The 25,022-nt window shown below is 60.5% G+C and carries 21 protein-coding genes, 1 tRNA gene and 2 pseudogenes; 17 read left to right on the forward strand and 7 right to left on the reverse strand.

Translation table 11 applies throughout. The features are described 5' to 3' along the window. Nucleotides 1-43 precede the first annotated feature (43 nt). From ruvA to R6G97_RS04930, 14 genes and pseudogenes are all read left to right on the forward strand, one after another. Nucleotides 44-661, forward strand: coding sequence for a Holliday junction branch migration protein RuvA (gene ruvA / locus R6G97_RS04865; RefSeq protein WP_043209514.1), 618 nt, complete (start codon nt 44-46; stop codon nt 659-661). After that, the gene (gene ruvB / locus R6G97_RS04870) at nt 658-1,701 is read left to right on the forward strand and encodes a Holliday junction branch migration DNA helicase RuvB (RefSeq protein ID WP_043209512.1); all 1,044 of its coding nucleotides are present in this window, start codon (nt 658-660) and stop codon (nt 1,699-1,701) included. The genes ruvA and ruvB overlap by 4 nt, the downstream gene beginning before the upstream one ends. 125 nt (nt 1,702-1,826) lie before the next feature. Continuing rightward, on the forward strand, nt 1,827-2,279 hold the full coding sequence (gene ybgC / locus R6G97_RS04875) for a tol-pal system-associated acyl-CoA thioesterase (protein WP_043209510.1): 453 nt from the start codon (nt 1,827-1,829) through the stop codon (nt 2,277-2,279). Nucleotides 2,280-2,281: 2 nt separating this feature from the next. Continuing rightward, on the forward strand, nt 2,282-2,977 hold the full coding sequence (tolQ, locus tag R6G97_RS04880) for a protein TolQ (protein ID WP_043209509.1): 696 nt from the start codon (nt 2,282-2,284) through the stop codon (nt 2,975-2,977). 14 nt (nt 2,978-2,991) lie between these two features. Continuing rightward, nucleotides 2,992-3,444: a protein TolR gene (gene tolR / locus R6G97_RS04885; protein WP_012315816.1), complete on the forward strand. Its 453-nt coding sequence runs from the start codon at nt 2,992-2,994 to the stop codon at nt 3,442-3,444. After that, a complete protein-coding gene (gene tolA / locus R6G97_RS04890; RefSeq protein ID WP_043209507.1) occupies nt 3,444-4,520 on the forward strand; it encodes a cell envelope integrity protein TolA in 1,077 nt (358 codons plus the stop codon). The genes tolR and tolA overlap by 1 nt, the downstream gene beginning before the upstream one ends. A gap of 26 nt (nt 4,521-4,546) precedes the next feature. Then, a complete protein-coding gene (gene tolB, locus R6G97_RS04895; RefSeq protein ID WP_043209564.1) occupies nt 4,547-5,818 on the forward strand; it encodes a Tol-Pal system beta propeller repeat protein TolB in 1,272 nt (423 codons plus the stop codon). Nucleotides 5,819-5,870: 52 nt separating this feature from the next. Next, on the forward strand, nt 5,871-6,371 hold the full coding sequence (gene pal / locus R6G97_RS04900) for a peptidoglycan-associated lipoprotein Pal (RefSeq protein WP_043209505.1): 501 nt from the start codon (nt 5,871-5,873) through the stop codon (nt 6,369-6,371). Nucleotides 6,372-6,377: 6 nt separating this feature from the next. Then, nucleotides 6,378-7,184, forward strand: a complete 807-nt coding sequence (ybgF, locus tag R6G97_RS04905; protein WP_070572287.1) for a tol-pal system protein YbgF — start codon at nt 6,378-6,380, stop codon at nt 7,182-7,184. A gap of 160 nt (nt 7,185-7,344) precedes the next feature. Continuing rightward, nucleotides 7,345-7,992 (forward strand): 7-carboxy-7-deazaguanine synthase QueE, encoded by a 648-nt coding sequence (gene queE / locus R6G97_RS04910; protein ID WP_043209562.1) that lies wholly within the window; start codon nt 7,345-7,347, stop codon nt 7,990-7,992. A gap of 16 nt (nt 7,993-8,008) precedes the next feature. Continuing rightward, nucleotides 8,009-8,683, forward strand: a complete 675-nt coding sequence (queC, locus tag R6G97_RS04915; RefSeq protein ID WP_043209502.1) for a 7-cyano-7-deazaguanine synthase QueC — start codon at nt 8,009-8,011, stop codon at nt 8,681-8,683. A gap of 61 nt (nt 8,684-8,744) precedes the next feature. After that, nucleotides 8,745-8,820: transfer RNA gene (locus R6G97_RS04920), tRNA-Lys, on the forward strand. 672 nt (nt 8,821-9,492) lie between these two features. Beyond that, nucleotides 9,493-9,864 (forward strand): annotated as a pseudogene (locus tag R6G97_RS04925) (POTRA domain-containing protein); the annotation flags it as partial. A 243-nt stretch (nt 9,865-10,107) separates the two neighbouring features. Next, on the forward strand, nt 10,108-10,824 hold the full coding sequence (locus R6G97_RS04930; protein WP_102082141.1) for a glycosyltransferase family 25 protein: 717 nt from the start codon (nt 10,108-10,110) through the stop codon (nt 10,822-10,824). Between the two features lie 24 nt (nt 10,825-10,848). Here R6G97_RS04930 and R6G97_RS04935 read toward each other — a convergent pair whose 3' ends face one another. The 3 genes from R6G97_RS04935 to R6G97_RS04945 all read right to left on the reverse strand — a co-directional run bounded on the left by R6G97_RS04935 (nt 10,849) and on the right by R6G97_RS04945 (nt 16,038). After that, complete coding sequence (locus R6G97_RS04935; protein ID WP_317847860.1) at nt 10,849-12,138, reverse strand: NAD(P)/FAD-dependent oxidoreductase; 1,290 nt, start codon at nt 12,136-12,138, stop codon at nt 10,849-10,851. 74 nt (nt 12,139-12,212) lie between these two features. Next, nucleotides 12,213-13,772 (reverse strand): amino acid permease, encoded by a 1,560-nt coding sequence (locus R6G97_RS04940; protein WP_102082139.1) that lies wholly within the window; start codon nt 13,770-13,772, stop codon nt 12,213-12,215. A gap of 493 nt (nt 13,773-14,265) precedes the next feature. After that, entirely contained in the window at nt 14,266-16,038 is a 1,773-nt protein-coding gene (locus R6G97_RS04945) for a phosphoethanolamine transferase CptA (RefSeq protein WP_182817740.1), read from the reverse strand. Between the two features lie 268 nt (nt 16,039-16,306). Between R6G97_RS04945 and R6G97_RS04950 the strand changes: the two genes are divergently transcribed. Then, a complete protein-coding gene (locus tag R6G97_RS04950) occupies nt 16,307-17,107 on the forward strand; it encodes a polysaccharide pyruvyl transferase family protein (RefSeq protein WP_043214621.1) in 801 nt (266 codons plus the stop codon). 33 nt (nt 17,108-17,140) lie between these two features. Here R6G97_RS04950 and R6G97_RS04955 read toward each other — a convergent pair whose 3' ends face one another. The 4 genes and pseudogenes from R6G97_RS04955 to R6G97_RS04965 all read right to left on the reverse strand — a co-directional run bounded on the left by R6G97_RS04955 (nt 17,141) and on the right by R6G97_RS04965 (nt 21,700). Next, nucleotides 17,141-18,088 carry a cation diffusion facilitator family transporter gene (locus R6G97_RS04955; RefSeq protein ID WP_070574370.1) on the reverse strand — a complete coding sequence of 316 codons (948 nt, stop codon included), beginning with the start codon at nt 18,086-18,088 and terminating at the stop codon, nt 17,141-17,143. A 67-nt stretch (nt 18,089-18,155) separates the two neighbouring features. Further along, nucleotides 18,156-18,911 (reverse strand): methyl-accepting chemotaxis protein, encoded by a 756-nt coding sequence (locus R6G97_RS24880; protein WP_409286673.1) that lies wholly within the window; start codon nt 18,909-18,911, stop codon nt 18,156-18,158. 102 nt (nt 18,912-19,013) lie between these two features. After that, nucleotides 19,014-20,300, reverse strand: a pseudogene (locus R6G97_RS24885) (PDC sensor domain-containing protein); the annotation flags it as partial. 47 nt (nt 20,301-20,347) lie between these two features. After that, on the reverse strand, nt 20,348-21,700 hold the full coding sequence (locus R6G97_RS04965) for an APC family permease (protein ID WP_043213121.1): 1,353 nt from the start codon (nt 21,698-21,700) through the stop codon (nt 20,348-20,350). A gap of 495 nt (nt 21,701-22,195) precedes the next feature. Here R6G97_RS04965 and R6G97_RS04970 point away from each other — a divergent pair, with 495 nt between their 5' ends. Then, entirely contained in the window at nt 22,196-23,704 is a 1,509-nt protein-coding gene (locus R6G97_RS04970) for a YdgA family protein (protein ID WP_317847862.1), read from the forward strand. Nucleotides 23,705-23,931: 227 nt separating this feature from the next. After that, nucleotides 23,932-24,990 carry a quinolinate synthase NadA gene (gene nadA, locus R6G97_RS04975; RefSeq protein ID WP_043213124.1) on the forward strand — a complete coding sequence of 353 codons (1,059 nt, stop codon included), beginning with the start codon at nt 23,932-23,934 and terminating at the stop codon, nt 24,988-24,990. Nucleotides 24,991-25,022 lie beyond the last annotated feature (32 nt).

Raw genomic sequence — 25,022 nt, forward strand, 5'->3', positions numbered from 1 at the left:
GTGGACCGGTTTCTGGCCGGCACCCGAAGGAAAGGATCGGAACGTGATTGGACGTTTGCGCGGCACTCTGGCGGAAAAACAGCCGCCGCACCTGATAGTCGATGTCAATGGCCTGGGCTATGAGCTGGAGGTGCCAATGACTACCTTGTACCGGTTGCCGAAAATCGGTGAGCCGGTCACGTTGCACACCCATCTGGTGGTGCGTGAGGATGCCCATCTGCTCTACGGCTTTGCCGAAAAGCGCGAGCGTGAACTGTTTCGCGAGCTCATCCGCCTCAATGGCGTCGGGCCGAAGCTCGCCCTGGCGCTGATGTCGGGCCTTGAAGTCGATGAGTTGGTGCGCTGTGTGCAGGCTCAGGACGCCTCGGCGCTGGTGCGTGTGCCCGGGGTGGGCAAGAAGACCGCCGAACGCCTGCTGGTGGAGCTCAAGGATCGCTTCAAAGCGTGGGAAACCTCTCCTGCAATGTTCACCCTTGTCTCTGATGGCCCAATGCCCGTCAGCACTGCCTCCAATGCGGAGGCCGATGCGGTCAGCGCCCTGATTTCCCTGGGCTACAAGCCCCAGGAAGCCAGCAAGGCAGTCGCGGCCATCGAGGGCAAGAGCGGTCTGAGCAGCGAGGAGCTGATTCGCCGTAGCCTTAAAGGAATGATCGCCAAGTGATCGAAACCGACCGACTGATCGCCGCCAATGGCCGCGATCGAGAAGAAATCCAGGATCGCGCTATCCGCCCTCTGAGCCTGGATGAGTACATCGGCCAGCCGGTGGTGCGCGAGCAGATGGCGTTGTTCATCCAGGCGGCGCGCGGTCGCAACGAATCCCTCGACCACACTTTGATTTTCGGCCCGCCGGGCCTGGGCAAGACCACCCTTGCCAACATCATCGCCCAGGAAATGGGCGTGTCGGTCAAGAGTACATCGGGGCCCATCCTCGAGCGTCCAGGTGACCTGGCCGCGATGTTGACCAACCTGGAGCCCCATGACGTGCTGTTCATCGACGAGATCCATCGGCTGTCGCCGGTCGTCGAGGAGGTGCTCTATCCAGCGATGGAGGACTTTCAGCTGGACATCATGATCGGCGAGGGCCCGGCGGCGCGTTCGATCAAGCTCGATCTGCCACCGTTCACTCTGGTCGGCGCTACAACCCGTGCTGGCATGCTGACCAACCCGCTGCGCGACCGCTTCGGCATCGTCCAGCGCCTTGAGTTCTACAGCAACAAGGATCTGGCGACCATCGTCAGCCGCTCGGCCAACATCCTCGGGTTGTCCATCGAGGACCAGGGGGCCTACGAGATCGCCCGTCGTGCCCGCGGCACGCCGCGTATCGCCAACCGCTTGCTGCGACGCGTGCGCGATTATGCCGAGGTTCGTGGCAAAGGACAGATCACCAAGGCCGTGGCGGACATGGCACTGAACCTGCTGGATGTCGACGAGCGTGGCTTCGACCATTCCGATCGCCGTTTGCTGTTGACCATGATCGAGAAGTTCGACGGTGGTCCAGTGGGGGTCGACAACCTGGCCGCGGCGATCAGCGAGGAGCGTCACACCATCGAGGACGTGCTCGAGCCGTACCTGATCCAGCAGGGTTACATCATGCGCACGCCGCGCGGGCGGGTGGTCACTCGGCATGCCTACTTGCATTTTGGGCTGAACATTCCAGGGCGCTTCGCCGAAGGCGGAGAGTTCTCCGATCCCGATGAATGACAGATCGAATCATGGTTTTCGTGGTCCTACCGCTGGCACGCGCTTGGCGCACTGGCAATAAGACATTATCCATGCAAAAACAGTTGCCGGGGCGGATTGGCAAGCTGAGGAGTAAGCACTAGAGTATGCGCGCGCAAAATGGCCTGGAACCGTTCGCTCACCGCTGTCGCGTCTATTACGAGGACACCGACGCCGGTGGCGTGGTGTATTACGTCAACTATTTGAAATTCATGGAGCGGGCGCGTACCGAGCGGCTGCGGCACCTGGGGTTTTCCCAGTCCGAGCTTGCCGGCCAGAACCTGTTGTTCGTAGTTCACTCCAGCGAAGCGCGTTACCACGCGCCGGCGCGGTTGGACGACGAATTGCGGGTGACCGCGCAAGTGCTTGAATTGAACCGCGCCAGCCTGCGCTTCGTGCAGCAGGTCTGGCGGGAAAAGGATGAAACACTGCTCTGCGAAGGGCAGTTCCTGGTGGCCGCCGTGCGCGCCGACACTTTCAAACCCCGGGCCATTCCCCCAGAACTGCGCGACGCCTTCCTGGCGGACGGCACGGGTACTCAATCGAATGCAGGAGAATAAGCGTGGAAGCTAACGTCGTCGACCATACCTCCATGTGGAGTCTGGTCAGCAATGCCAGTGTAGTGGTACAGCTGGTCATGCTGACCCTGGTGGCCGCTTCGGTCACTTCATGGATCATGATCTTCCAGCGCAGCACCATGCTGCGCGCCGGTCGTCGTGCGCTCGATGCCTTCGAGGAGCGCTTCTGGTCGGGTATCGACCTGTCCAAGCTGTATCGTCAGGCAGGCAGCAATCCGGACCCGGACTCGGGCGTGGAGCAGGTGTTCCGTGCCGGCTTCAAAGAGTTCTCGCGCCTGCGCCAGCAGCCGGGTGTCGACCCGGATGCGGTCATGGAGGGCGTCGGGCGTGCCATGCGCGTGGCCATCTCCCGTGAGGAAGAAAAGCTCGAGCAGAGCTTGCCGTTCCTTGCCACTGTCGGCTCCACCAGCCCGTACATCGGCCTGTTCGGAACCGTCTGGGGCATCATGAACTCCTTCCGCGGTTTGGCTTCGGCTCAGCAGGCGACCCTGGCCACAGTGGCTCCGGGCATCGCCGAGGCACTGATCGCCACTGCGATCGGTCTGTTCGCCGCGATCCCGGCGGTCATTGCCTACAACCGTTTCTCCGCCCGCAGCGAAGTGCTGATCGGTCGTTACTACACGTTCGCCGACGAGTTCCAGGCAATCCTGCACCGCAAAGTGCACACCAGCGAAGAGTAATCAGGTAGAAGCCCATGGCCCGAGTTCGCCACAAACGCAAGCCGGTCGCCGAGATGAACGTGGTGCCCTACATCGACGTGATGCTGGTGCTGCTGGTCATCTTCATGGTGACTGCCCCCATGCTCAACCAAGGCGTGAAGGTCGACCTGCCCAAGGTTTCCAGCGAAGCCTTGCCCCAGGACAACAACGTTCAGATCCTGACCATCTCGATCAAGGCCGACAAAACCTACTACTGGAACCTCGGCAGCGAAGTCGATACCGACAAGCAGATGGACAAGGCCATGACCTTGCCCGAAATGACCAGCGCGGTGACCAAGATAATCGCCGCCGGTCGCGACCAGGGCAAGCAGACCCAGGTCTTCATTCGTGGCGACAAGGCCGTCGACTACGGCGCGGTCATGGGTGCCATGGGCGGGTTGCAGAAGGCCGGTGTCGGTAACGTTGGCCTGATTACCGAGGCGCCCTGATGCAACAGCGAGAGCCATCCGCCTCGGAAAGCTACTTCTGGCCCACTGTCTGGGCCATTGGTCTGCACGTTCTGGTGTTCGCGATGCTGTTCGTCAGCTTCGCCATGACGCCTGAGCTGCCGCCGTCCAAGCCGATCGTCCAGGCTACGCTCTATCAGCTCAAATCCAAGAGTCAGGCGACCACCCAGACCAATCAGAAGATTGCCGGGGAAGCGAAGAAAACCGCTTCGCGCCAGACTGAGGTCGAGCAACTGGAGCAGAAGAAGGTCGAGCAGGAAGCTGTGAAGGCCGCGGAACAAAAGAAAGCTGACGCCGCTCAAAAGGCCGAAGAGGCCCGTGAAGCCGCCGAGGCGAAGAAGGCCGAGGAGGCTGCCAAAGCCGCTGAAGCCAAGAAGGCTGCCGAGGCCAAGAAAGCCGAGGAGGCGAAGAAGGCCGCTGAGAAGCAGCAGGCTGATATCGCCAAGAAGAAGGCCGAGGAAGAGGCCAAGAAGAAAGCCGAGGAAGAAGCCAAGAAACAGGCTGCCGAGGAGGCTAAAAAGAAAGCCGCCGAAGAGGCCAAGAAGAAAGCAGCCGAGGACGCCAAGAAGAAAGCGGCGGCCGAGGAAGCGAAGAAGAAGGCAGCCGAAGACGCCAAGAAGAAGGCGGCTGCGGATGCCCAGAAGAAAAAGGCGCAGGAAGCGGCCCGCAAGGCGGCAGAAGACAAGAAAGCTCAGGCCCTGGCCGAGCTGCTGTCCGATACCACCGAGCGGCAGCAGGCCCTGGCCGATGAGCGTGGCGATGAAGTGGCCGGCGATTTCGACGACCTGATTCGCTTGCGAGCAGCCGAAGGGTGGGCGCGTCCGCCGTCCGCACGCAGGGGCATGACGGTAGTCCTGCAGATCAACATGCTGCCCGATGGCACCATCACCAACGTCAGCGTGGCGCGCTCCAGTGGCGACGGTCCGTTCGACAGCTCGGCGGTGGCAGCGGTGAAGAACATTGGTCGTCTGACCGAGATGCAGGGCTTGAAGCCGAACGAGTTCAATCCGTACCGTTCATTCAAGATGACATTTACACCTGAGGATCTAGCGTTGTGATTAAACGTCTGAAAGGACTGCTGGTCATGCTCTGCTGCGTGGCAGGTATGGCCGTGGCAGAGGAAAAGAACATCCTGGTCACCAGCGGCAGCGATCGGGCGACTCCGATCGCGGTAGTGCCGTTCGGTTTGCAGGGTGGCAGCGTGTTGCCCGAGGACATGGCCGAGATCATTGGCAATGACCTGCGCAACTCCGGCTACTACTCGCCCATTCCACGGCAGAACATGATCAGCCAGCCGACCCAGGCCAGCGAAGTCATCTTCCGTGACTGGAAAGCCCTGGGGGCCCAATACGTGATGGTTGGCAGCATCGTGCCGTCCGGCGGTCGCCTGCAGGTGCAGTACGCCCTGTTCAACGTCGCCACCGAACAGCAGGTGCTGACCGGCAGCGTTGCTGGTGGCGTCGACCAGCTGCGCGACATGTCGCACTACATCGCCGACCAGTCGTTCGAGAAGCTCACCGGCATCAAGGGTGCATTCTCCACCCGCATGTTGTACGTGACTGCCGAGCGCTTCTCCGCCAACAACACCCGTTACACCTTGCAGCGTTCGGACTATGACGGTGCCCGCGCCGTTACTTTGCTGCAATCGCGTGAGCCGATCCTGTCGCCGCGTTTCGCACCGGACGGCAAGCGTATTGCCTATGTCTCGTTCGAACAGAAGCGTCCGCGCATCTTCGTTCAGCACATCGATACCGGGCGTCGTGAGCAGATCACCAACTTCGAAGGCCTCAACGGCGCTCCGGCCTGGTCGCCAGATGGTTCGCGCCTTGCCTTCGTGTTGTCCAAGGACGGCAACCCGGACATCTACGTGATGAACATGGGCTCGCGCCAGATCAGCCGTGTAACTGCAGGCCCAGGCATCAACACCGAGCCGTTCTGGGGCAAGGATGGCAATACCCTGTACTTCACGTCCGACCGTGGCGGCAAGCCGCAGGTCTACAAGACATCGGTCAGTGGCGGTGGCGCCGAGCGTGTCACGTTCGTGGGTAACTACAATGCCAACCCGAAACTGTCGGCGGACGAAAAGACCCTGGTGATGATCCATCGCCAACAGGGCTTCACCAACTTCAAAGTGGCTGCCCAGGACTTGCAGCGCGGAAGTGTAAAGATTCTGTCGGACACCAGTCTTGATGAGTCTCCCACTGTTGCGCCAAACGGCACCATGCTAATCTACGCCACCCGCCAGCAGGGCCGGGGAGTCTTGATGCTCGTCTCTCTCAATGGACGCGTGAGGCTCCCGCTTCCTACCGCTCAAGGCGAAGTCAGAGAACCGTCCTGGTCCCCTTACCTGAACTGATGCGGCGTAATACTTTTGCTTAACACACTGGGGTTTCATTAGGAGTTTCACGATGGAAATGCTGAAGTTTGGTAAATTCGCTGCGCTGGCTCTGGCCATGGCCGTGGCTGTAGGTTGCTCCTCCAAGGGCGGTGACAACGCTGGCGAAGGCGCCGCTGTTGATCCTAACGCTGGCTATGGTGCCAACACTGGCGCTGTTGACGGCAGCCTGAGCGAAGAAGCCGCCCTGCGCGCAATCACCACCTTCTACTTCGAATACGACAGCTCGGACCTGAAGCCAGAAGCCATGCGCGCTCTGGACGTTCACGCCAAGGACCTGAAAGCCAACGGCAACCGTGTTGTTCTGGAAGGCCACACCGACGAGCGCGGTACTCGCGAGTACAACATGGCTCTGGGCGAGCGTCGTGCCAAGGCCGTTCAACGCTACCTGGTTCTGCAGGGCGTTTCCCCTGCTCAGCTGGAACTGGTTTCCTACGGCGAAGAGCGTCCAGTTGCCACCGGCAACGACGAGCAGTCCTGGGCTCAGAACCGTCGCGTAGAACTGCGTAAGTAAGTTCTTATGCGTATGTGCCGTCGTGCTGTAACCGTCCTCGCGCTCAGCCTGCCGCTCGCGGCTTGGGCTGAGGTTCCTGTAGTAGATGACAACGCAAGTGGCTATCCGCCTGCGGGTTATGGCACGAGCGGCGCCTATGCCGGGGCAGGGGCTTCGGCCCCTGCTTCTGCACAGGGCCAGCTGTTCATGCAGCTGCAACAGATGCAGGATCAGATTTCCCGCCAGCAAGGCATCATCGAAGAGCTGCAGAACGATGTCGCCCGCATGAAGCAGGAGAACCTGGAGCGTTACCAGGATCTGGACCGCCGCATCAACAGCGGTGTCGCACCTGCCGCGACTCCCGAGAATTCTTCCACCGGTGGCGCCTCCAATGCCGCCACCGGTGCCGCTGCTGGCGCCGCGGCCCAACAACCGGCCGCCAGCAGCGAACCAGGTGATCCGGCTAAAGAGAAGCTCTATTACGATGCAGCTTTCGACCTGATCAAGCAGAAGGATTTCGACAAGGCCAGCCAGGCCTTCGGCGCCTTCTTGCGCAAGTACCCAAATAGCCAGTACGCCGGCAATGCCCAATATTGGCTGGGTGAGGTGAACCTGGCCAAGGGCGACCTGCAAGGTGCCAGCCAGGCTTTCGCCAAAGTCGGCCAGCTGTACCCCAAACACAGCAAAGTGCCTGACTCGCTGTACAAGCTGGCAGATGTCGAGCGCCGTATGGGGCACACCGACAAGGTCAAGGGCATCCTTCAGCAGGTCATCACCCAGTATCCCGGCACATCTGCCGCACAACTGGCTCAGCGTGACCTGCAAAAGCTCTGAATATCGCCATTCGAAAGAAACCCGCGCTTGTCGCGGGTTTTTTCGTTAGAATCTTGGCCCTTTTTTCGTAAACACGCTGGTGCGGATAACGCTATGTCGAGTCCGCGACAGTGCCTGACGGAGGCGGACAGCCTGTTTAGCTGTCACGCCCGTGGCGATCATGCAAGACACATTACGCATCACCGAAGTCTTTTACTCCTTGCAGGGTGAAACACGGACGGCTGGGCTGCCCACCGTATTCGTGCGCCTTACAGGCTGCCCCCTGCGCTGTCAGTATTGCGACAGTGCCTACGCGTTCAGCGGCGGCACCGTACGTACCCTCGACGACATTCTCGAGCAAGTGGCGGGATTCCGGCCGCGCTATGTCTGCGTGACCGGTGGCGAGCCCTTGGCCCAGCCCAATGCGTTGCCCTTGCTCCAGCGCCTCTGCGACGCCGGCTACGAAGTCTCTTTGGAAACCAGTGGTGCCCTGGACATCGCCCAGGTCGATCGACGGGTCAGCCGCGTGGTCGATTTGAAGACCCCGGGCTCGGAGGAGTCGCACCGCAACCTCTACGAGAATATCGAGCACCTGACCCGTAACGATCAGGTCAAGTTCGTCATTTGCTCGCGCGAGGACTATGACTGGGCGGTCTCCAAGCTGATTCAGTACAACCTGGCGCAGCGTGCGGGTGAAGTACTGTTTTCACCCAGCCACCACCAGGTGAGTGCCACCGACCTGGCGGACTGGATCGTCGCCGACAACCTGCCCGTACGCTTCCAGTTGCAGTTGCACAAACTGCTGTGGAACGACGAACCGGGACGCTGACACGAGGAGTATCAATATGACTGATAAACGCGCGGTAATTCTGCTTTCCGGTGGTCTGGACTCGGCCACCGTGGTCGCCATGGCCAAGGCTGAAGGCTATAGCTGCTACACCATGAGTTTCGACTACGGTCAGCGTCACCGTGCCGAGCTCAACGCTGCAGCGCGTGTTGCCCGAGACCTGGGCGTGGTCGAGCACAAGGTAATCGGTCTGAACCTCAACGGCATTGGTGGCTCAGCCTTGACCGACACCAGTATCGATGTGCCAGAGACACCTGGCGAAGGTATCCCGGTCACGTATGTGCCTGCGCGTAATACCGTATTCCTGTCCCTGGCACTGGGATGGGCCGAGGTGCTGGGCGCCCGTGACATCTTCATTGGTGTCAACGCCGTGGATTACTCGGGGTATCCGGACTGCCGTCCAGAGTTCGTGGAGGCCTTCGAACGCATGGCCAACCTTGCCACCAAGGCCGGTGTGGAAGGGCAGGGCTTCCGTATCCAGGCGCCTTTGCAGAATCTGAGCAAGGCCCAGATCGTCCAGGCTGGTATTGCCCGTGGCGTGGATTACAGCTTGACCGTCTCGTGCTACCAAGCGGACGACGAGGGGCGTGCCTGCGGCAAGTGCGACAGTTGCCGTTTGCGGGCCGATGGCTTCGCGGCAGCCGGTGTGGCGGATCCTACCCGCTATTTTTGAAAAAATTGCCGATGAGGTGTTGATTTCCCGTTAGAAATCAGTATTATACGCGCCATCCAACGGGTCGTTAGCTCAGTTGGTAGAGCAGTTGGCTTTTAACCAATTGGTCGTAGGTTCGAATCCTACACGACCCACCATATTCACAGCGGTAATGCAGGTACTAGGAAGGGAAGGCTACTCACAGCCAATCTAGTCTTGCTGCCCCTGGAGCGACCCTTAGGCTCGCTTCGATGTGATTTCAGTATGAAATAGCCCGCGACCATCTAGGTTTGCGGGCTTTTTCGTTCTTGTCGGTCAGTCAGATTCCTGACTGTTCTCCTCTTTGATGCATGACGATCTATCTGAGAGATTCCAAGCGAAACAGCTTGGTGGCTGCCGCAGATGACCGATTTTCGACCACAGTGAATTCTACCGACTTCGGCTTTTTTCAAGCGTAAGCTGCTAGTGGGTAGGTGTTAGCTCCACCTATGCGACCCAGAGAAGTTATGGGTAGCCACAATCATTGCCTGTAGCGCTATTCAAACACCTGGGTCGATAGCAGTCATCAGCCAGACCAGGTTCCCGATCGCCTGAGCGGGGACAGCCACGCTCCGTTCAAAATTTAACGTCGCCCTAGGGCGCGGTTAAAGCGCTACCGCTTGTCGGTTTCCGGATCCTGTCCACGACTTTTCAGGTTCGTCAAATTGACGTCAATATGATGGCAAAATAGTATCGCAGCTCGTTTTCTTTGATGGCACAGGGATGTGGTGATGTCGGTGGGTCAGCGTTTGGCACAGAGAGCCTTTCTGTGTGTGGTGTTCAGCAGCTCTATGGGTATGGCCTGCGCCTCACCAGGCGATCAAGACCTGATTCGCGAACGCCAGAACCGACTGCTCGAGGAACAGCAGCGTCGCCTTGAAGATCTACGCAACCTCCCAGGGCAACCCTCCGTCCCTCCGGTGCCCTCCAGGCCTGAAGACGAACGCTGCTTCACGATTCGTTCTATCGACCTCAAAGGTGCAGACAGTCTGTCGATCACCGAGCGAGACGCGTTGCTCAAGCCTTTCGTTGGACAGTGCCTGGGCGTTAGTCAGCTCAATGCGTTACTCAAAGCCATCACTGACCATTATCTAGATCAAGGCTTAGTCACTAGCCGCGCTTATCTGCCTCAGCAAGACCTCTCTACCGGGCATTTACAGGTGTTCGCGCACGCGCAGCATGAAGAGGTTGTTGAAGTTACCGATCACTTGGCTGGCTTTTCAGAGGACTATCAAAATGAGTGTTGATGATTAGCTATTTTGCGCCAAGCATTTTGTTATATAGCCTTGCAGAAATTAAACCTAATGACAGCCTGCCTCAGGTTGTCTCGCCGCCCTGTGGTGGTTCGATCGAAGTCTCCTATACTCAGATCCAATCGCTCTGACCCCTGCGCCGAGGGCCTCTGGATGAATGTGATCGACTACTTTGATCGCGCCCGAATCATCAACATCCCTTCTCGAAATGATCGCCGCATGGAAACCATGCAAGAGTTCGCCCGTCACGGTTTCAGTATCGATTTTGAAAAAATAGGCTTTTTCGACGCGGTTACACCCAGCGAGGGGGAGGGCTTCCCAAGTGCTGGGGCGAGGGGGTGCTTTCTGAGCCATCTCGGGATATTGGAAGACGCCATCCGATCAAAAGTGAACAACATCCTCATTCTGGAGGACGATATCCAGTTTTCCAGACGCATCGCCCAGTACGGCAAACAAGCGATCGAGTCCCTGCAGGGGATGGAGTGGGACATCGTCTACTTCGGGCATCCGTTCGAGGAGGAAGCCAATGTGCCGGGCTGGCAGGTGGTCGATCGTCCCATCCACCTGTCCCACTTTTATGCAGTGAACGGCCGATGCATCGAACGGTTGAGGGATTTTTTGTTCCAGATCCTGCAACGGCCGCCGGGTCACCCCGACGGCGGGCCTATGCATTACGACGCAGCCCTCAACACGTTGATCCACACGAACAAGGATCTACGGGCGTTCTATTTCACCCGGAACCTTGGCTATCAACGTCCTTCGCGCACCGATCTGCATGAGCTGTCCTTCCTGGATAGAAGTCGGCTCTTGCGTCCGGTGATGAACAATCTGCGCAGGTTCAAGGCAACCCTGCTCAGAAAAACGCGTTAGTCAGCTGGCGAAACGCGCTCGGTTTCATTTGTTCAGGCGTCGGGCATCGAAGGCATCGATGGCCTGGTAGGTGGTATAGGTCGCCTGGGCGGCCACGAGGCCAGCGAGGCCGAAGGTGCGGGTCAGGCCGAACTGCCCGAAGCCCTCTGGCAAAGGAAGCCTGCGCGCAATGGCATCGGCGAGTACTTCGCCGGCAACCGTGGTTGGCGCCATGCCGTGGCCACCGAAGCCGACCGCGTGCCAGATGCCATTGTCATCCTGGCCGATCTGGGCCATCTGGTGGCGCCCATAGCTCATCAGGCCGCCCCAGGAATAGTCGATCTCTACATCCTCGAGCTGAGGGTAGACCGTGACCAGGTCCGTCTTGAGCAGCTTGGCGATGGCCTCGGGCCCGCGATCGAGGATGGAGATGCGCCCGCCCCACAGGATGCGGGTGTCTTGCAGGGGGCGGTAGTAATCGAATGCAAAGCGGGTGTCATAGACAGCCGATTCGCAGGCAATGGCGTCCTTCAGTCGCGCCCCCAGGGGTTGGGTGGCAACCACGTAGGTGGCAATCGGCAGTACCGCGCGTTCGACGGGGCGATAGATGCCTCGTGCGTAGCCGCCACCTGAGAACACCACTTCTTCTGCATGCACTTCACCGCCTTGGGTCCGCACCACATATTTGCCTGAGCGCTTTTCAATGCCGAGCACGGGGGAGTGCTCGAACAGGCGCGCGCCGAGGTCGGTGATGGTGCGTGCCACCCCGCACACATACTTCAGAGGGTGAAAGTGGAATGCGTTGCGCTCCAGCAGCCCACCGTAGTAGCGGTCGGTGTTGAGCATTTCCTTGAGTTCGCCGGCAGAAATGCATTCCCACTCAACACCGTAGGCCTGCTTCATCAATTGGCGCGGTTTTTCCAGGCGGGCCGGATCGTTGAACCAGTTGGCGAGGATCACGCCTTTATCGACCAGGTCGCAATCGATGGCGTATTGGCGGGCGCGCGTGCGGATCAGGTCGACGGCGTTGACTGTCAGCTGGTACAGCCTGCGTGCTTCGGTGGCGCCCAGGGTGGACAGCAGGTCCGCGTTGCCCAGACTGTAGCCGCCGAATACAAACCCCCCGTTGCGCCCTGAGGCGCCATGCCCCACCTGCTGCGACTCCAGCACCACCACGTCAGTGACGCCGCGTTCGGCAAGCCCCAGGGCGGTCGAAAGGCCGGCCAGGCCGCCGCCGAGGATGCACACCCGGGTATCGGTGCGGCCCGAGTGGACGGGGTACGAAGCGCGTGCGACGGAGGCTTCGTAGAAGGATTTGCTGAAATCGGTGCTCATCGGTGGTCCTACGCGGTAGTGGGCATTCGCTCAAGGCAACAAGGCGCCGGGCAGGTGCTCGGCGCCTTGGTGGTTCAGGCCGAGACCTGTTGGCCTAGCGCAACGCCATCCAAGTTGCTCTGGGCTTTTCGTTCGTCTTGTCTGCGTCTGGTTTCGATCACGCTGAAATCCATTTCCCGGTAGCGGACGATGCGCGATCGGGTGATCAACTTGTGGCCGTACCACATCACCGCGAACAGCACCAAGCCGATGTAAGTCGCAGCCGCACCTACCCAGTCGATGCGATCTCCGATAAAGGCCTGGTAGTTCTGACCCAGCATGACGACCATGCACAGGGCGAAGGCAAAGAACGGCCCGAACGGGAAGAACTTCGAAACGTACGGGAGCTTGTCGAGGCTGTTGCCCTGCAGCTTGTAGCCGCGGCGGAAGCGATAGTGGCTGATGGCGATGCCCAGCCAGGCGATGAACCCCAGCATCCCGGAGGTATTCAACAGCCACAGGTAGAGCTTGCCGGGGCTGAACAGGAAGCTCAGCAGGCACAGTCCCGCCACCACTGTGGTGGCGAGCAACGCCCAGACCGGCGTACCCGAGCGGGTGAGCTTGGCGAACAGTGCCGGAGCCTTGCGCTCGACAGCCAGGCTGTAGAGCATGCGCGACGAGGCGTACATCCCTGAGTTGCCGGCCGACAGCACGGAGGTGAGGATGACCGCGTTCATGAGGGCGGCAGCAGCCAGCATGTCGGCTTTCTCGAAGATCAAGGTGAACGGGCTGATGGTGATGTCGGACAGCCCATCCTTAAGTAGGCGTGGGTCCGTGTAGGGGATCAGCAGGCCGATCACGATAATGGTGCAGACATAGAACAGCAGGATGCGCCAGAAGATCTGGCGGACGGCCTTGGGAATGTTGCGCCCAGGGTTTTCGGTTTCCCCGGCTGCGATGCCGACGAACTCGGTCCCCTGGAACGAGAAGCCGACGATCATGGCCACGCCGATCAGTGCAGGCAGGCCGCCGGCGATCGGGCCATCGCCGATCTGCCACAGGTGCGCGCCGCCGTCCTGGCCACCATCGAGGATGCCCAGCAGCATCAGCACACCGATGAAGATGAACGCGATGATGGTGATGACTTTGATCAGGGCGAACCAGAATTCCGTCTCGCCGAAAAAGCGCACGGAGGCGACGTTCAAGGCAAAGAGCAGGCCCAGGAACAGAGCGCTCCAGATTACCCCGGGCGTGTCGGGGAACCAGTAGGACATGATGATCTGCACGGCCACCAAGTCGACCGCAATGGTCACGGCCCAGGAGTACCAGTAGTTCCAGCCCAAGGCAAAACCGAAGCTTTCGTCGACGTAGCGCGAGGCATAGGTCGCGAACGAGCCGCTGACCGGCATGCAGGCGGCAAGCTCGCCCAGGCTGGTCATCAGGAAGTAGACCATCAAGCCGATGATCGCGAAGGAGAGCAGTGCGCCGCCGGGGCCGGATTGCGCAATGGTGGCGCCAGAGGAAACGAAGAGCCCGGTGCCGATGGAGCCGCCAATGGCAATCATGTTCAGGTGGCGGCTGTTCAGGGTTCTCTTCAGGTGACCGGAGGTGTTGCTGGTGGTAGCCGAACTCGCGTTTTTATTGGAATGGGTCATGGGCAACCTTTTGACCTGCGTTCATTTTTTGGATTTGTTTTTGTTTTCTGGTGGCGCCTGCGATCGAGGCTGGCCGAGCAGCAAGGCCCAATGCGCGTTGAGCCGGTCGTCAACCGTGCGGTGTCTCCTGTGCAATCGCGGGTTTTATTGATCGAGATCAGTATCGGTCTGCAAATGACATTGGAACAAACGACCTTTAGTCAAGACATCATTCTGTTTTGGAATGATTGTGTGTTTTTTGACCTGTCATAATGTAGGCCAACGTTTGCGCGACAAACGCGACAAATTTCGTTGTACCTCTCTATTTAGAGGGTTGTATGGTCGTCAAAAAGACAGTTTTTCTCGTCATTTTGTATGACTTGGTAGTCATGCTTTGCAAATTGGCGGAAAAAAACTCATAAACTAGATGGCGCTTACCTACAGACGGCCTCAGAAAAAAAGCCGGTGCCTGGATCGTCCAGGCACCGGCTTTTTGTTTGGGGGAGGGCGTGATTCAGGTCTTGTCCGGTTGCACCTTGGCGCTGGTAACGGTCTGCTGTGCCTTGTCGGTCTTGTCCGTAGGCAAGGCATCGAACTCACGCAGCCCGTTCTTGCTGTAGGGGTCGCCGATCCAGCGGGGTGCCACGACAAATTGTGGGCTTACCAGGCTCTTGGCGGGCTCGTAACGGTCGTAGCTCAGACCTGCCAGGTCGGACAGCGTGTGGATCAGATGGGAGCTGCTGTAAGCCCGGTCGGTCATGGCCTGCAGGTCGCGCGGGTGTGCAGCCTGCCAGCTTGGCGAAGTCCAGAGCAGGAACGGAATGGTGTACATCGGCCGGGTCGGTGCGCCTTCGTTGCGCCCCAGGCGGTCGTGGTTGCCGGAGCTGTAGACGTCCTCGCCATGGTCGGAAAGGTACAGCAAGAAACCGTTGGGGGTGGTGGCCGAATACTGTTTGATCAAGTTCGAGACCACATAGTCGTTGTAGCGCACCGCGTTGTCATAGAAGTTGTAGGTCTGCACCTGGTCAGGCGTCAGGACCCCCGGCACGCCCTGGTTATCCTTGAAGTGGTCGTAGGCATCCGGATAGCGATAGCGGTAGTCCATATGCGTGCCGAGCAGGTGGACGATGATGAACTTCTTCTCGGCTGGGTCCTGCAGCGCTTTCTCGAAGGGGGCGAGCACCACTTCGTCGTATTGGCTGGCGTTCTGGTTGCGCTGATTGTTGAGGTAGACCGGCACATCCGTTTGCTGGGAGAACGTGGTCAGCATGGTGTTGCGCTTGGTCATCGTCTGCTGGTTGGTGATCCAGAAGGTCTTGTAACCGGCCTGTTTCATCAGGTTGATCAGCGACGGGTCGGTGAGGAAGCGGTCCGGGTTCTTCTGGTCGCCGAAGGTCAGGATCTGCTGCATCACCTCGATGGTGTAAGGGCGTGGCGACACCACGTTGCGGAATACGCTGAGGTTCTTGTCGTTGGCGGCCAGAGCGTCGAGTTCCGGCGTGGTATCCCGGCCATAGCCGTACAGATGCATGTGTTCACGGGTGGTGGACTCGCCCAGTACCAGCACCAGGGTGCGCGGCGCGTCGCCGCTGCTGTCCTTGAGGTCTTTGAGCGGCGGCAGGGCTGCGTTCTGCTCCAGCAGCTTCTGCATGTTGTCCAGTTGCTGACGGTACTGCTGGTAGCCGACCACCAGTTGCCATGGCACCGCCGGCTCCATGCGCTGCTGAACCTTTTCCACTGCTTCGGCGAACGTACGTTGCTGAGTCACCAATTGCTTGTAGAAGGGGAACACCAGATTGGCCGCCAACAGCAGGATGACCAATGGGATCCGGCTGCGCAGCGGGAGAGTGACTGGCCGGACACGTTTGAACAGGGCTACCGCGACCAGGGTGTACAGCACCAGGCCCAGGCACAGCCAGAGGCTGAAATACTGGCTGAAGTATTCACCGGCCTCGGCGGTATTGGACTCGAACATTACGAAGATGACGCTTTGGGAAAATTCCTGGCGGTAAATACCGAAGTAGCTCAGGCCCACCAGCGAAGCCGCCCATAGCACCAGACCGATCAGCGCGCTGATGAGGCGAGTGTGGCGGGGCAGCAGCAGGACCGGGGCAAGCCACAGGGTGCTCAGAAACAGCGCATCGCGAAACCCGGAGAAGCCGGTCGTGCCGCTGAACATGAGCAGTGCCTGGGTGATGCCGGAGAAATACCAGAAGAACAGCAGGAGCCAGCCCAGCCCGGCCCAGTCCATGCCTTTGCGAATCGTTGGGGATGTAGTGCTTGCCACGTGTGCCTCGTTGAAACTCGATGGCAGCCAAGGGGCCGGCTGCCGGAAAGGCTGCGACGCTAGCGGAGTGGGCGTGAAAATAACGTCAACGTATATCCATGAGATAAGAAGGGATATTGCGCAATTGTATTGCGCGCAGGGTATTAACAGCTCGAAGGCGCTCCAATCAATAAGTCAATTCCTATATATTGCCCGCCAAATAAACACGCTGTTTTCGCTGTCCTGTTGGCGCGAGCGAAGTACCGCGAGCGAGAGGATTTACCCGGGCATGAAACCGATCAAACTTTTCTGGAGTCGTGGCAGTGGGCGCGACGATGCTGGCAAACAGAACTTTGGTGATTATTTGTCCGCTTTGACCGTGGAGTTCGTCTCTGGGCGCAAGGTCGTGCACAGCCCGGTCAAAGAGGCGGAAATGATCGCCATCGGCAGTATCCTGGCCCGTGAAAAGAAGGCCAAGACGTGGGGGTTTCGTCGTAAGTTGCATGTCTGGGGTACCGGCTCCAGCACGCCGGGCGATGTGTTTTCCGGCCACCACCACTATCACGCGGTCCGTGGTCGCAAGTGCCTGGAGCAGATAAAGGGCCTGAAGGGCCAGCCGGTCCTGGGTGACCCAGGCTTGTTGGCTTCTTCATTGGTCAAGAAGCCGGCGTTGAAGACCATTCGGGTAGGCATCATCCCGCATATCAATCATCGCAATTCGCCTGAAATCGCCAGCCTGCTGTCGTTGATCCCGGGGTCGCGAGTGATCGATGTGTTCTCACCGGTCAAGCAGGTGCTCGAGGAGATCGCGTCGTGCGAGTTCGTCTTGTCGACGAGCCTGCACGGCCTGATCGTCGCGGACTCCTATGGTGTCCCGAACCAGTGGTTGTGCATGAAGCGCTACCCGCAGTGGGAGTTCAAATTCCAGGACTACTACTCCAGTTTCGGGATCGCCGACCCGGTGCCGGTCACACCGGAGCAGATTCACCTGGACAAGGCCTGGTCCATCGAGCGCAGCACCGAGGGCTACGCCCGCCCAGGCCTGGAAAGCCTGCAGGAGGGCCTCGTCAAGGCGTTTCCATCTCTCTGAAGGCTTGCTTGCCGTGGTGGCAAAGGGCTGATGCTATTCAGCCCATTCCGGATCGCCTGTGAACACCACCGTGAGCCAACGGTCCGGACCTTCGCCGCCGATGGCGTTGCCGATCTCGTCGCGCAGGGCATCCCACTCGGCAATGGTCCTGGCGGCCATGGTGGCCGGTACGATGAAGTAGAGTTCGATTTCCCGCGAACGGCCGACCTTGGCCACGTAGGCCCGATACGACTGCAGGCCGTGTTGGGCGACGAAGGCTTGGGCGACATCGTCCACGTGTTGCTTCAGGTCGCCAGGGGTCACCAGGAACATTTCCGAGAGCGCCTGGCGGACTACCGACATCGGCAGCGGGATGATGACCAGGCAGACCAGCGCCAGCACCGCCGGGTCGATGTAGGGGGAGATCCAGGCCCATTGGGTGCCCTGTACCAGGTAGCCGACACAAAAGGCCACCAGCAGCGCCGCCGTGATGCTGGCTGACATCACCCAACCTTTGACGTCCATGCGCACGAAGTCCGAGCCGATCTTGCGGTTGGCACGGGCCTCGGCGATGGCGATCGCCAGGCACGCGCAAACAGTCACCACGGCGTACACCAGTGCCACGCCGAACTCCAGGTCCCGCCCGCCCTCGAGCAGGCTGCTGGCGGCGTTGATCAAGGCATAGAGCGCAACGCCAGTCAGCAGGATGCCGTTGAGCGCCAGAACCATGGGTTCGAGGTGCCAGAAGCCCATGGTGAAGCGCTCGCGCAGCTTGCGTGACATGCGCTCGGCCCGGGCGTGGGAGGTGATCAGCTTGACCACCACCAGCGACAGTCCGCTCATGCTGGCATCGACCAGTGAGTAGACACCATCGAAGACAATCGAGAACGAGCCTGACGCCAGGCCGAAGGCGATGCCGATCAAGGCGATGAACAGGGTGACCGCGATGGACAGGCGTAGCACGCCTTGTTCGCTGGTCAGGTCGAAAAACGGTTTTCCCATCGTGGGGCTCCATCAAGGCTGCCCCAAGGGCAGCCATCCTTTTAAGTGTCGTCCCCGTCGTGGGGCTTCAGACCTTGAACTGTTCCATCAAGGCCTGTTGTTGATTGGCCAGGCGATTCAATGCCTGGCTGATGCGGGCCGATTCGTCGGCCTGTCCGGACAGCGACTCGGTGACATCGCGGATGCCGGCTACGTTGCGATTGACCTCCTCAGCCACGGCGCTCTGCTCTTCGGCGGCCGAGGCGATCTGTAGGTTCATGTCGCTGATCACCGCCACTGCCTCGCCGATCCTTTGCAGGGCGGGCAGCGCCTGCTCCATGCGTGTGGCGCTGTCCTGGGCCTGACGCTGGCCCTCGTGCATCGCGCCGACCACATCGTGGGTGCCTTGTTGCAGCCCCTCGATGACCTGGCGGATCTCCTGCACCGACACCTGTGTACGTTGGGCCAGGCTGCGCACTTCGTCGGCGACTACCGCGAAGCCGCGCCCGGCTTCGCCAGCGCGCGCGGCTTCGATGGCGGCATTGAGCGCCAGCAGGTTGGTCTGTTCGGCAATCGAGCGAATCACCTCAAGCACCGAGCCGATCTGCTCGCTACGCCCGGCCAGTGCGCGTGCCTGATTCATGGCGTTGTCCATGTCGCTCACCAGCTGGTCGATGGCCTGGCGGGTGACCGCCACCAGTTCCAGGCCTTCATGGGTGGCTTGGTCGGCGCCGCGCGCGGCCTGGGCCGCCTGGGAGGCATTGCGCGCGACGTCCTGTGCGGTGGCGCTCATTTCATTGGCGGCGGTGGCCACCTGTTCGATTTCCCGTTGCTGCTGCTGCATACCGCCGCTGGTCTGGCTGGCGATGGCTGCGGACTGATCGGCGGTGCCGCGGGCGTCCTGCAGCGAGCCTTTGACCTGGGCGATCACCGGCTGGAGCTTGTCCAGGAAACGGTTGAACCAACCGCTCAGTTGGCCCAGTTCATCCTCGCGGGTGTAATCCAGGCGACGGGTCAGGTCGCCTTCGCCGCTGGCGATGTCACGTAGGCGCTCGGCCACGGCAAGGATCGGCCGGGTCACGCCACGGGCTGTCAGCCACACCAGTAGCAGGCCCAGCACGGCGGCGGCCAGGCCAACCAGCAGGCTGGTAAGGTTGGCGGTCTGGTTGTGTGCGTCCAGGCGCTGGTTGAGAGCGACCGCGGGTGCTTGCAGAACAGCCTCCGGCAGTTCCAGCAGCACCTGCCAGGCTTCGGCCTGCGGGATCGGCGCGAAGGGGCGCGAGATGCGCATCAAGCCGTGATCGAGGCGCTCCACGGTCTGGCCGGCACGTATCGGTCCGGCGAGTTCGCCGGCTTGATCCCCAAAGGCCTGTTCCAGTGTCTTGCTCAGCTGGGCGCTGTCCTGACTGTGCCCGGCCAACAGGCCGGCGGGGCTGACGATGCTGACTTGACCTTGACCGTCGAACAGCTCCTGGCGCCCGGCCAGGCTCAATTGCTGCAGGTTGTCCAGGCCGATGTCCAGGCCGACCACGCCGATTACCTTGCCGTTTTCCAACAAGGGCAAGGCAATGCTGGTCATCAGGACCTGGCGACCGCTGACCTCGTCGAAGTAAGGGTCCAACACGCAGGCTTTAGCGGTCTCCAGAGGGCAGGTCAGCCAGCGGTTGTAGGGGGATCCGTTGGCTGCGGTGCTGGTGTCGGCCAGCATGGACTCAGGCATGACCTCGGATTCGAGGGTGCCAGGGCTCGGCTGGGACCAGTAGAACGAGTAGCGGCCGATATCGTTGCTACCGCTGGCATCCTGGCCGACGAAGCGGGCGTCCTGTCGATCCAGGGCGTTGGGCTGGAACACCAGGTACAGGCCGATCAGATCCGGGTTGCCGGCCAGCGCCTGACGGGCTTGCTTGACGAGCTCGGCACGCAGGTCCTCGCCGCCGCGTTGCCGAAGCGCCTGTACCAGGCGGGCGAAGCCGTTGCCGTACTGGTAGGCATCCATGAAATAGCGTTGCACGCGCAAGGCTTGGCTTTCGGCGTGGGCCTGCAGGCGCAGGCGCGCGCTTTGGTCGAGCAGTTCGGTGTTGGCCTGGAAGACATGAACCGCGCTGCGCTTGGCCTGGAACAGCGAGGTGGCTACCAGCAGCACGACGATGGTCAACAGGCACAAGCCGGCAAGGAGCGTGATCTTCCATTGGATGGAGAGGCGGCGCAGGAACATGGGAGCTTTCCTTCTCATCAAGGACAACGCCCGCGATCAAGCGCGGGCGTCGTCGACAGGCAGTCTCATTCGGCGAGGTAGGTCGGCGGCGCGACCCTGAACGCCTTGGTCAACCAGGCTAGATATAGCACGCCGCACGCGGCCCAGACGCCGCCGAACAGCAGTGAATCCACGTTCAGGTTCAGCCAGAGCATGGCAATGATGCAGAAACCGATGGTTGGCAACACCAGGTATTTCAGCTTGTTCGCCAGCCCCTTGTTGAGGCCCTCGCGCAGGTAGCAGTGGATGATCACCGAGAGGTTGACGAAGCTGAAGGCTACCAGCGCGCCGAAGTTGATGATCGAGGTGGCCGTCACCAAGTCGAAGAAGATCGCCGACAGGGAAATCAGACCGACCACGGCGATGTTCAGTACCGGAGTCTTGTAGCGTGGGTGCAGGCGTGCGAACAGGCCCTGGGGGATGACTTTGTCGCGGCCCATCACATACAGCAGGCGCGAGACGCTGGTTTGCGATGCCAGGCCCGAGGCGATGGTGTTGATCACGGTGCAGACGATGAAGATCGACTGGAACAGCATGCCGCCGACGTACAGGGCGATTTCCGGCAGGGCCGCTTCCTGGTCGTGGAACCGCTCCATGGTCGGGAAGAACGCCTGGATGAAGAACGACATGAGGATGAACATCAAGCCGCCGATCAGGGCCACGAGGAAGATCGCGCGTGGGATGACCTTCTCGGGATTGCGGGTTTCCTCCGACAGGGTGGAGACCGCGTCGAACCCCAGGAACGAGAAGCACAGGATGGTCGCGCCCGCGACCAAGGCGTTGAGGTGGGTCTGGTCGTCGGCGAACGGTTGCAGGGTCCAGGCGGTACCCAGCCCTTCACCTTGGCTCAGACCGCGCACGCAGAGGTACGCGAACACCGTCATGATCACGATCTGCACGCCGACGAACAGGGTGTTAAAGCTTGCCACCAAGTTGATGCTGCGCATGTTGATCAGGCTGATCAGGGTGACGAACCCCACGACCCATACCCATTCAGGGACTTCCGGGAACATCGCCGAGAGGTACAGCTTGGCCAGCAAGGCGTTAATCATCGGCAGCAACAGGTAATCCAGCAGCGAGGCCCAGCCCACCAGGAAGCCCACGTGCTTGTTGATGGCGCGTTGGGTGTAGGTGTAGGCCGAGCCGGATTGCGGGAAGCGGCGCACCAGCGTGCCGTAGCTCAGCGCGGTGAACAGAATGCCGGCCAGCGCCAGGATGTAGGCGCTTGGGACATGTCCGGCGGTGAGGCCGGAGACGATGCCGAAGGTGTCGAACACGGTCATCGGCGTGAGGTAGGCCAGGCCGATGATGACCACGTGCCAGAGACGCAGGGACTTTCTCAGTTGGGCGGTGCCGTGAGTGCTGTGGTCAGGCTGCATGCTGGCAACGCTCCTGGGGCTGGGAGGCGGGCACGGTGTGTGACAGGCACGGCAAGAGCGAGCGGGTGGGCTCCATGTTGTTCACCTTTTTTGTCGGAGCGGATATGGGCGCGAGAGACGCCTGTGTCGGGCTGGCAGGGCCTAAAACGTCGAAGGTGGCGGGCGGACTGAAGTCATGATGGCGGCGCTGTTCTTCTTCGTTTGTGGGGCGCTGGGCGGGTGGTGAAAATAAAAATCGAAGGGCGGGATGGTGTCAAGTGAAACGTGACAAGATGTAACTTTAATGAAGGTTTATCGACGGTTTATCCAGATGAGTGGTCGTTTTTTGGAATGTTACCGTCGTTATGTCGATTATTGTGTTCGTAAAACTTTACATTGCAGCGATGCAAAGATCGCGCGCCCAGGCGTCCCTTTGCGGGCAGTGATAATCTTGGCTCCCCGCGTGGCGCTGGGTGCCGCGTATCAGCCTCCTATGGACAGCAATCGGTCTTATTCATGAAGAAATCAGTAGGCATTCTCTGCGGCCTGGCCGTCGTCATCGCCGCCGTCACCGCCGGCGGCGCCTGGTACACGGGCAAGCAATTGCCCGCAGAGCTGGAGCGTTCCATTGCCCTGGGCAACGAGCAACTGAAGAAAGCGGTCGCCGGTACCGGGGGCAGCATGACCTTGGAGCTGGTCTCGTTGGATCAGCACTTCTTCACCAGTACCGCGCACTACCGGATCAAAGCCAAAGACCTCTGGCTAGGCGAAGGCGAGCCGCTGAGCTTCGACTTGGGCGTGACCGACCGAATCGAACATGGCCCGTTCCCCTGGTCGCGGGTCAAATCCCTGAATCTGGCGCCGGTCCTGGCCACCAGCAACAGTCAGTTGGACAAGGACGATGCTACCGCGTCTTGGTACACCGCCGCCGGCGAACAGGCGCCGATCACCAGCCAGGTCAGCTTGGGCTATGACGGCAGCTTGTCCAGCGACATCCGTCTGGCCCCTGTCAAGTTCAGCGAAGATGACGGCAGCAGTCTCCATTTCTCTGGCATGCGCCTGCTGCTGCGGGGGGATCGTGACGGCCAATCGATGCGGGTCGACGGCAAGGCCGAGCGACTGGCGCTGAATCTGGTCGGTGACGACCAGCCCCCGGTCAAAGTGCTGCTCAACGGCTTCAAGGTCGCTGGCGATCTGAAAGGCACCGGCCATGACATGATCTATGTCGGCAATCTGGACATGACATTGGCCGAAACCCAAGTGACCTTGGGCGACAAGCAGGAAGTCCTGGTGCTCAAAGGCCTGGAGCAGAACAATCGCTATGACGCCGAGGGCGAAGACAAGCTGTCCGGACGCCTGGAGTACAAGGTCGCCGACATTACCTACGCCGGACGCGCGGTGGGCAGCGGGCGGATGATCTGGAGCATGAAATCCGTAGACATCCCGGCAATGCAGGGGTTGATCGCTTGGTACCAGTCCCGCATGCCGCAACTGCAGCAAAGCGCGGCCCGGGGAGAGGCGCAGCCTTCGTTCGAGATGACGCCGCAAGAGCGGGCGAAGGTTCAGGCGGACTTGCAGAGAATGCTCGCAGCCAAGCCGCAGGTCGCGTTGGAGGAGTTGTCATTCAAGACGGCTAACGGCGAGAGTCGTTTCAGTCTGGCGGTGGACCTGGCCAATCCGCCCTCGTTCGATCTGACACCGACCCAGGTAGGCGAGCAGATGGTCAGCCGCCTGCAAAGCAAGCTGTCCGTCTCCAAGCCGATGCTCGGGGATCTGGCGACCCTGCAGGCCTTGCTGGACGGCCAGACGGATGCCCAGGCCATCGCGATGCAGTCGCGTCAGGCGGGGGAGATGGTCGGCATGATGGCGTTGCAGAGTGGCATGGGAACTGTGCAGGGCGATGACGTGATCTCCAGCCTGAATTATGCCGATGGTATCGTCGACTTCAACGGCAGGAAGATGACCCTGACGGAGTTCGGTGTGCTGTTGGGCGCTCATCTGGCGGCGCTGTCGTCACAAGGGTGAGATGCGTTCGCCCAGGCCAGTGCAGACACCCCGTCGGCCCTGGCCTGGGGGCGTAAAAAAGGCTTTTGAATTGGCGCGATTGTCTGTAGCCTTCGGCCTCCGATAATAGTCCGCGCCCGCAGATGGGTCGCGATGGTCACTCGGCCATCCGGCACCCTTTAGCCGATCTGCCAGGGCCGGGTGATACACTCGACTGACGCGCACATGCGCCTGCAGGTTCAGCGATCATGACCCAGATTTCCGAACGCCTGTTGGTTCAAGCTCATCTTGATGCCAAGCAGCCCAATCCGCTGACGCCCGAGCAGGAGGCCGATTACCGTGCGGCCATCGCTGCCGAGCTCAAGGCCCAGAACGCCGTGCTGGTGGCCCATTACTATTGCGACCCGGTGATTCAGGCGCTGGCCGAGGAAACGGGCGGCTGTGTGTCCGACTCCCTGGAAATGGCTCGCTTCGGCAAGAACCATCCCGCCAGTACCGTGGTAGTGGCAGGCGTGCGTTTCATGGGTGAGACCGCGAAGATCCTCACCCCGGAAAAACGCGTGCTGATGCCGACGCTGGAAGCGACCTGCTCCCTTGACCTGGGATGCCCGGTGGAGGAGTTTTCGGCCTTCTGCGACCAGCACCCGGAGCGCACCGTGGTGGTCTACGCCAATACTTCGGCGGCGGTGAAGGCGCGGGCAGACTGGGTGGTGACTTCCAGCTGCGCGCTGGAGATCGTAGAGAGCCTGATGGACAACGGCGAGACGATCATCTGGGGGCCCGACCAGCACCTGGGGCGCTACATCCAGAAGCAAACAGGTGCCGACATGCTGCTGTGGGATGGCGCTTGCATCGTGCATGAGGAATTCAAGTCGCGCCAGTTGGCCGACATGAAGGCGCTGTATCCGGACGCGGCGATCCTGGTCCATCCGGAATCGCCGGAGGCGGTGATCGAACTGGCCGACGCGGTGGGCTCTACCAGCCAGCTGATCAAGGCAGCCCAGACGCTGCCGAACAAGACGTTCATCGTCGCCACCGACCGCGGCATCTTCTACAAGATGCAGCAGCTGTGCCCGGACAAGGAGTTCGTCGAAGCGCCCACCGCGGGTAACGGTGCGGCCTGCCGTAGCTGTGCCCATTGCCCGTGGATGGCCATGAACACCCTGGAGCGCACCCTCGACTGCCTGCGCAAGGGCAGCAACGAGATCTTCGTGGATCCTGCGCTGGTGCCCAAAGCGATCAAACCGCTCAATCGCATGCTTGATTTCACCCAGGCAGCGCGCTTGAAGCTTTCCGGCAACGCCTGACCCGCATTGCCCTGGGGCGCAAAGCGCCCCCT

Origin of the sequence: Pseudomonas sp. HTZ2 (genome assembly GCF_033173945.1) — a bacterium.
GTDB lineage: Bacteria > Pseudomonadota > Gammaproteobacteria > Pseudomonadales > Pseudomonadaceae > Aquipseudomonas > Aquipseudomonas guariconensis.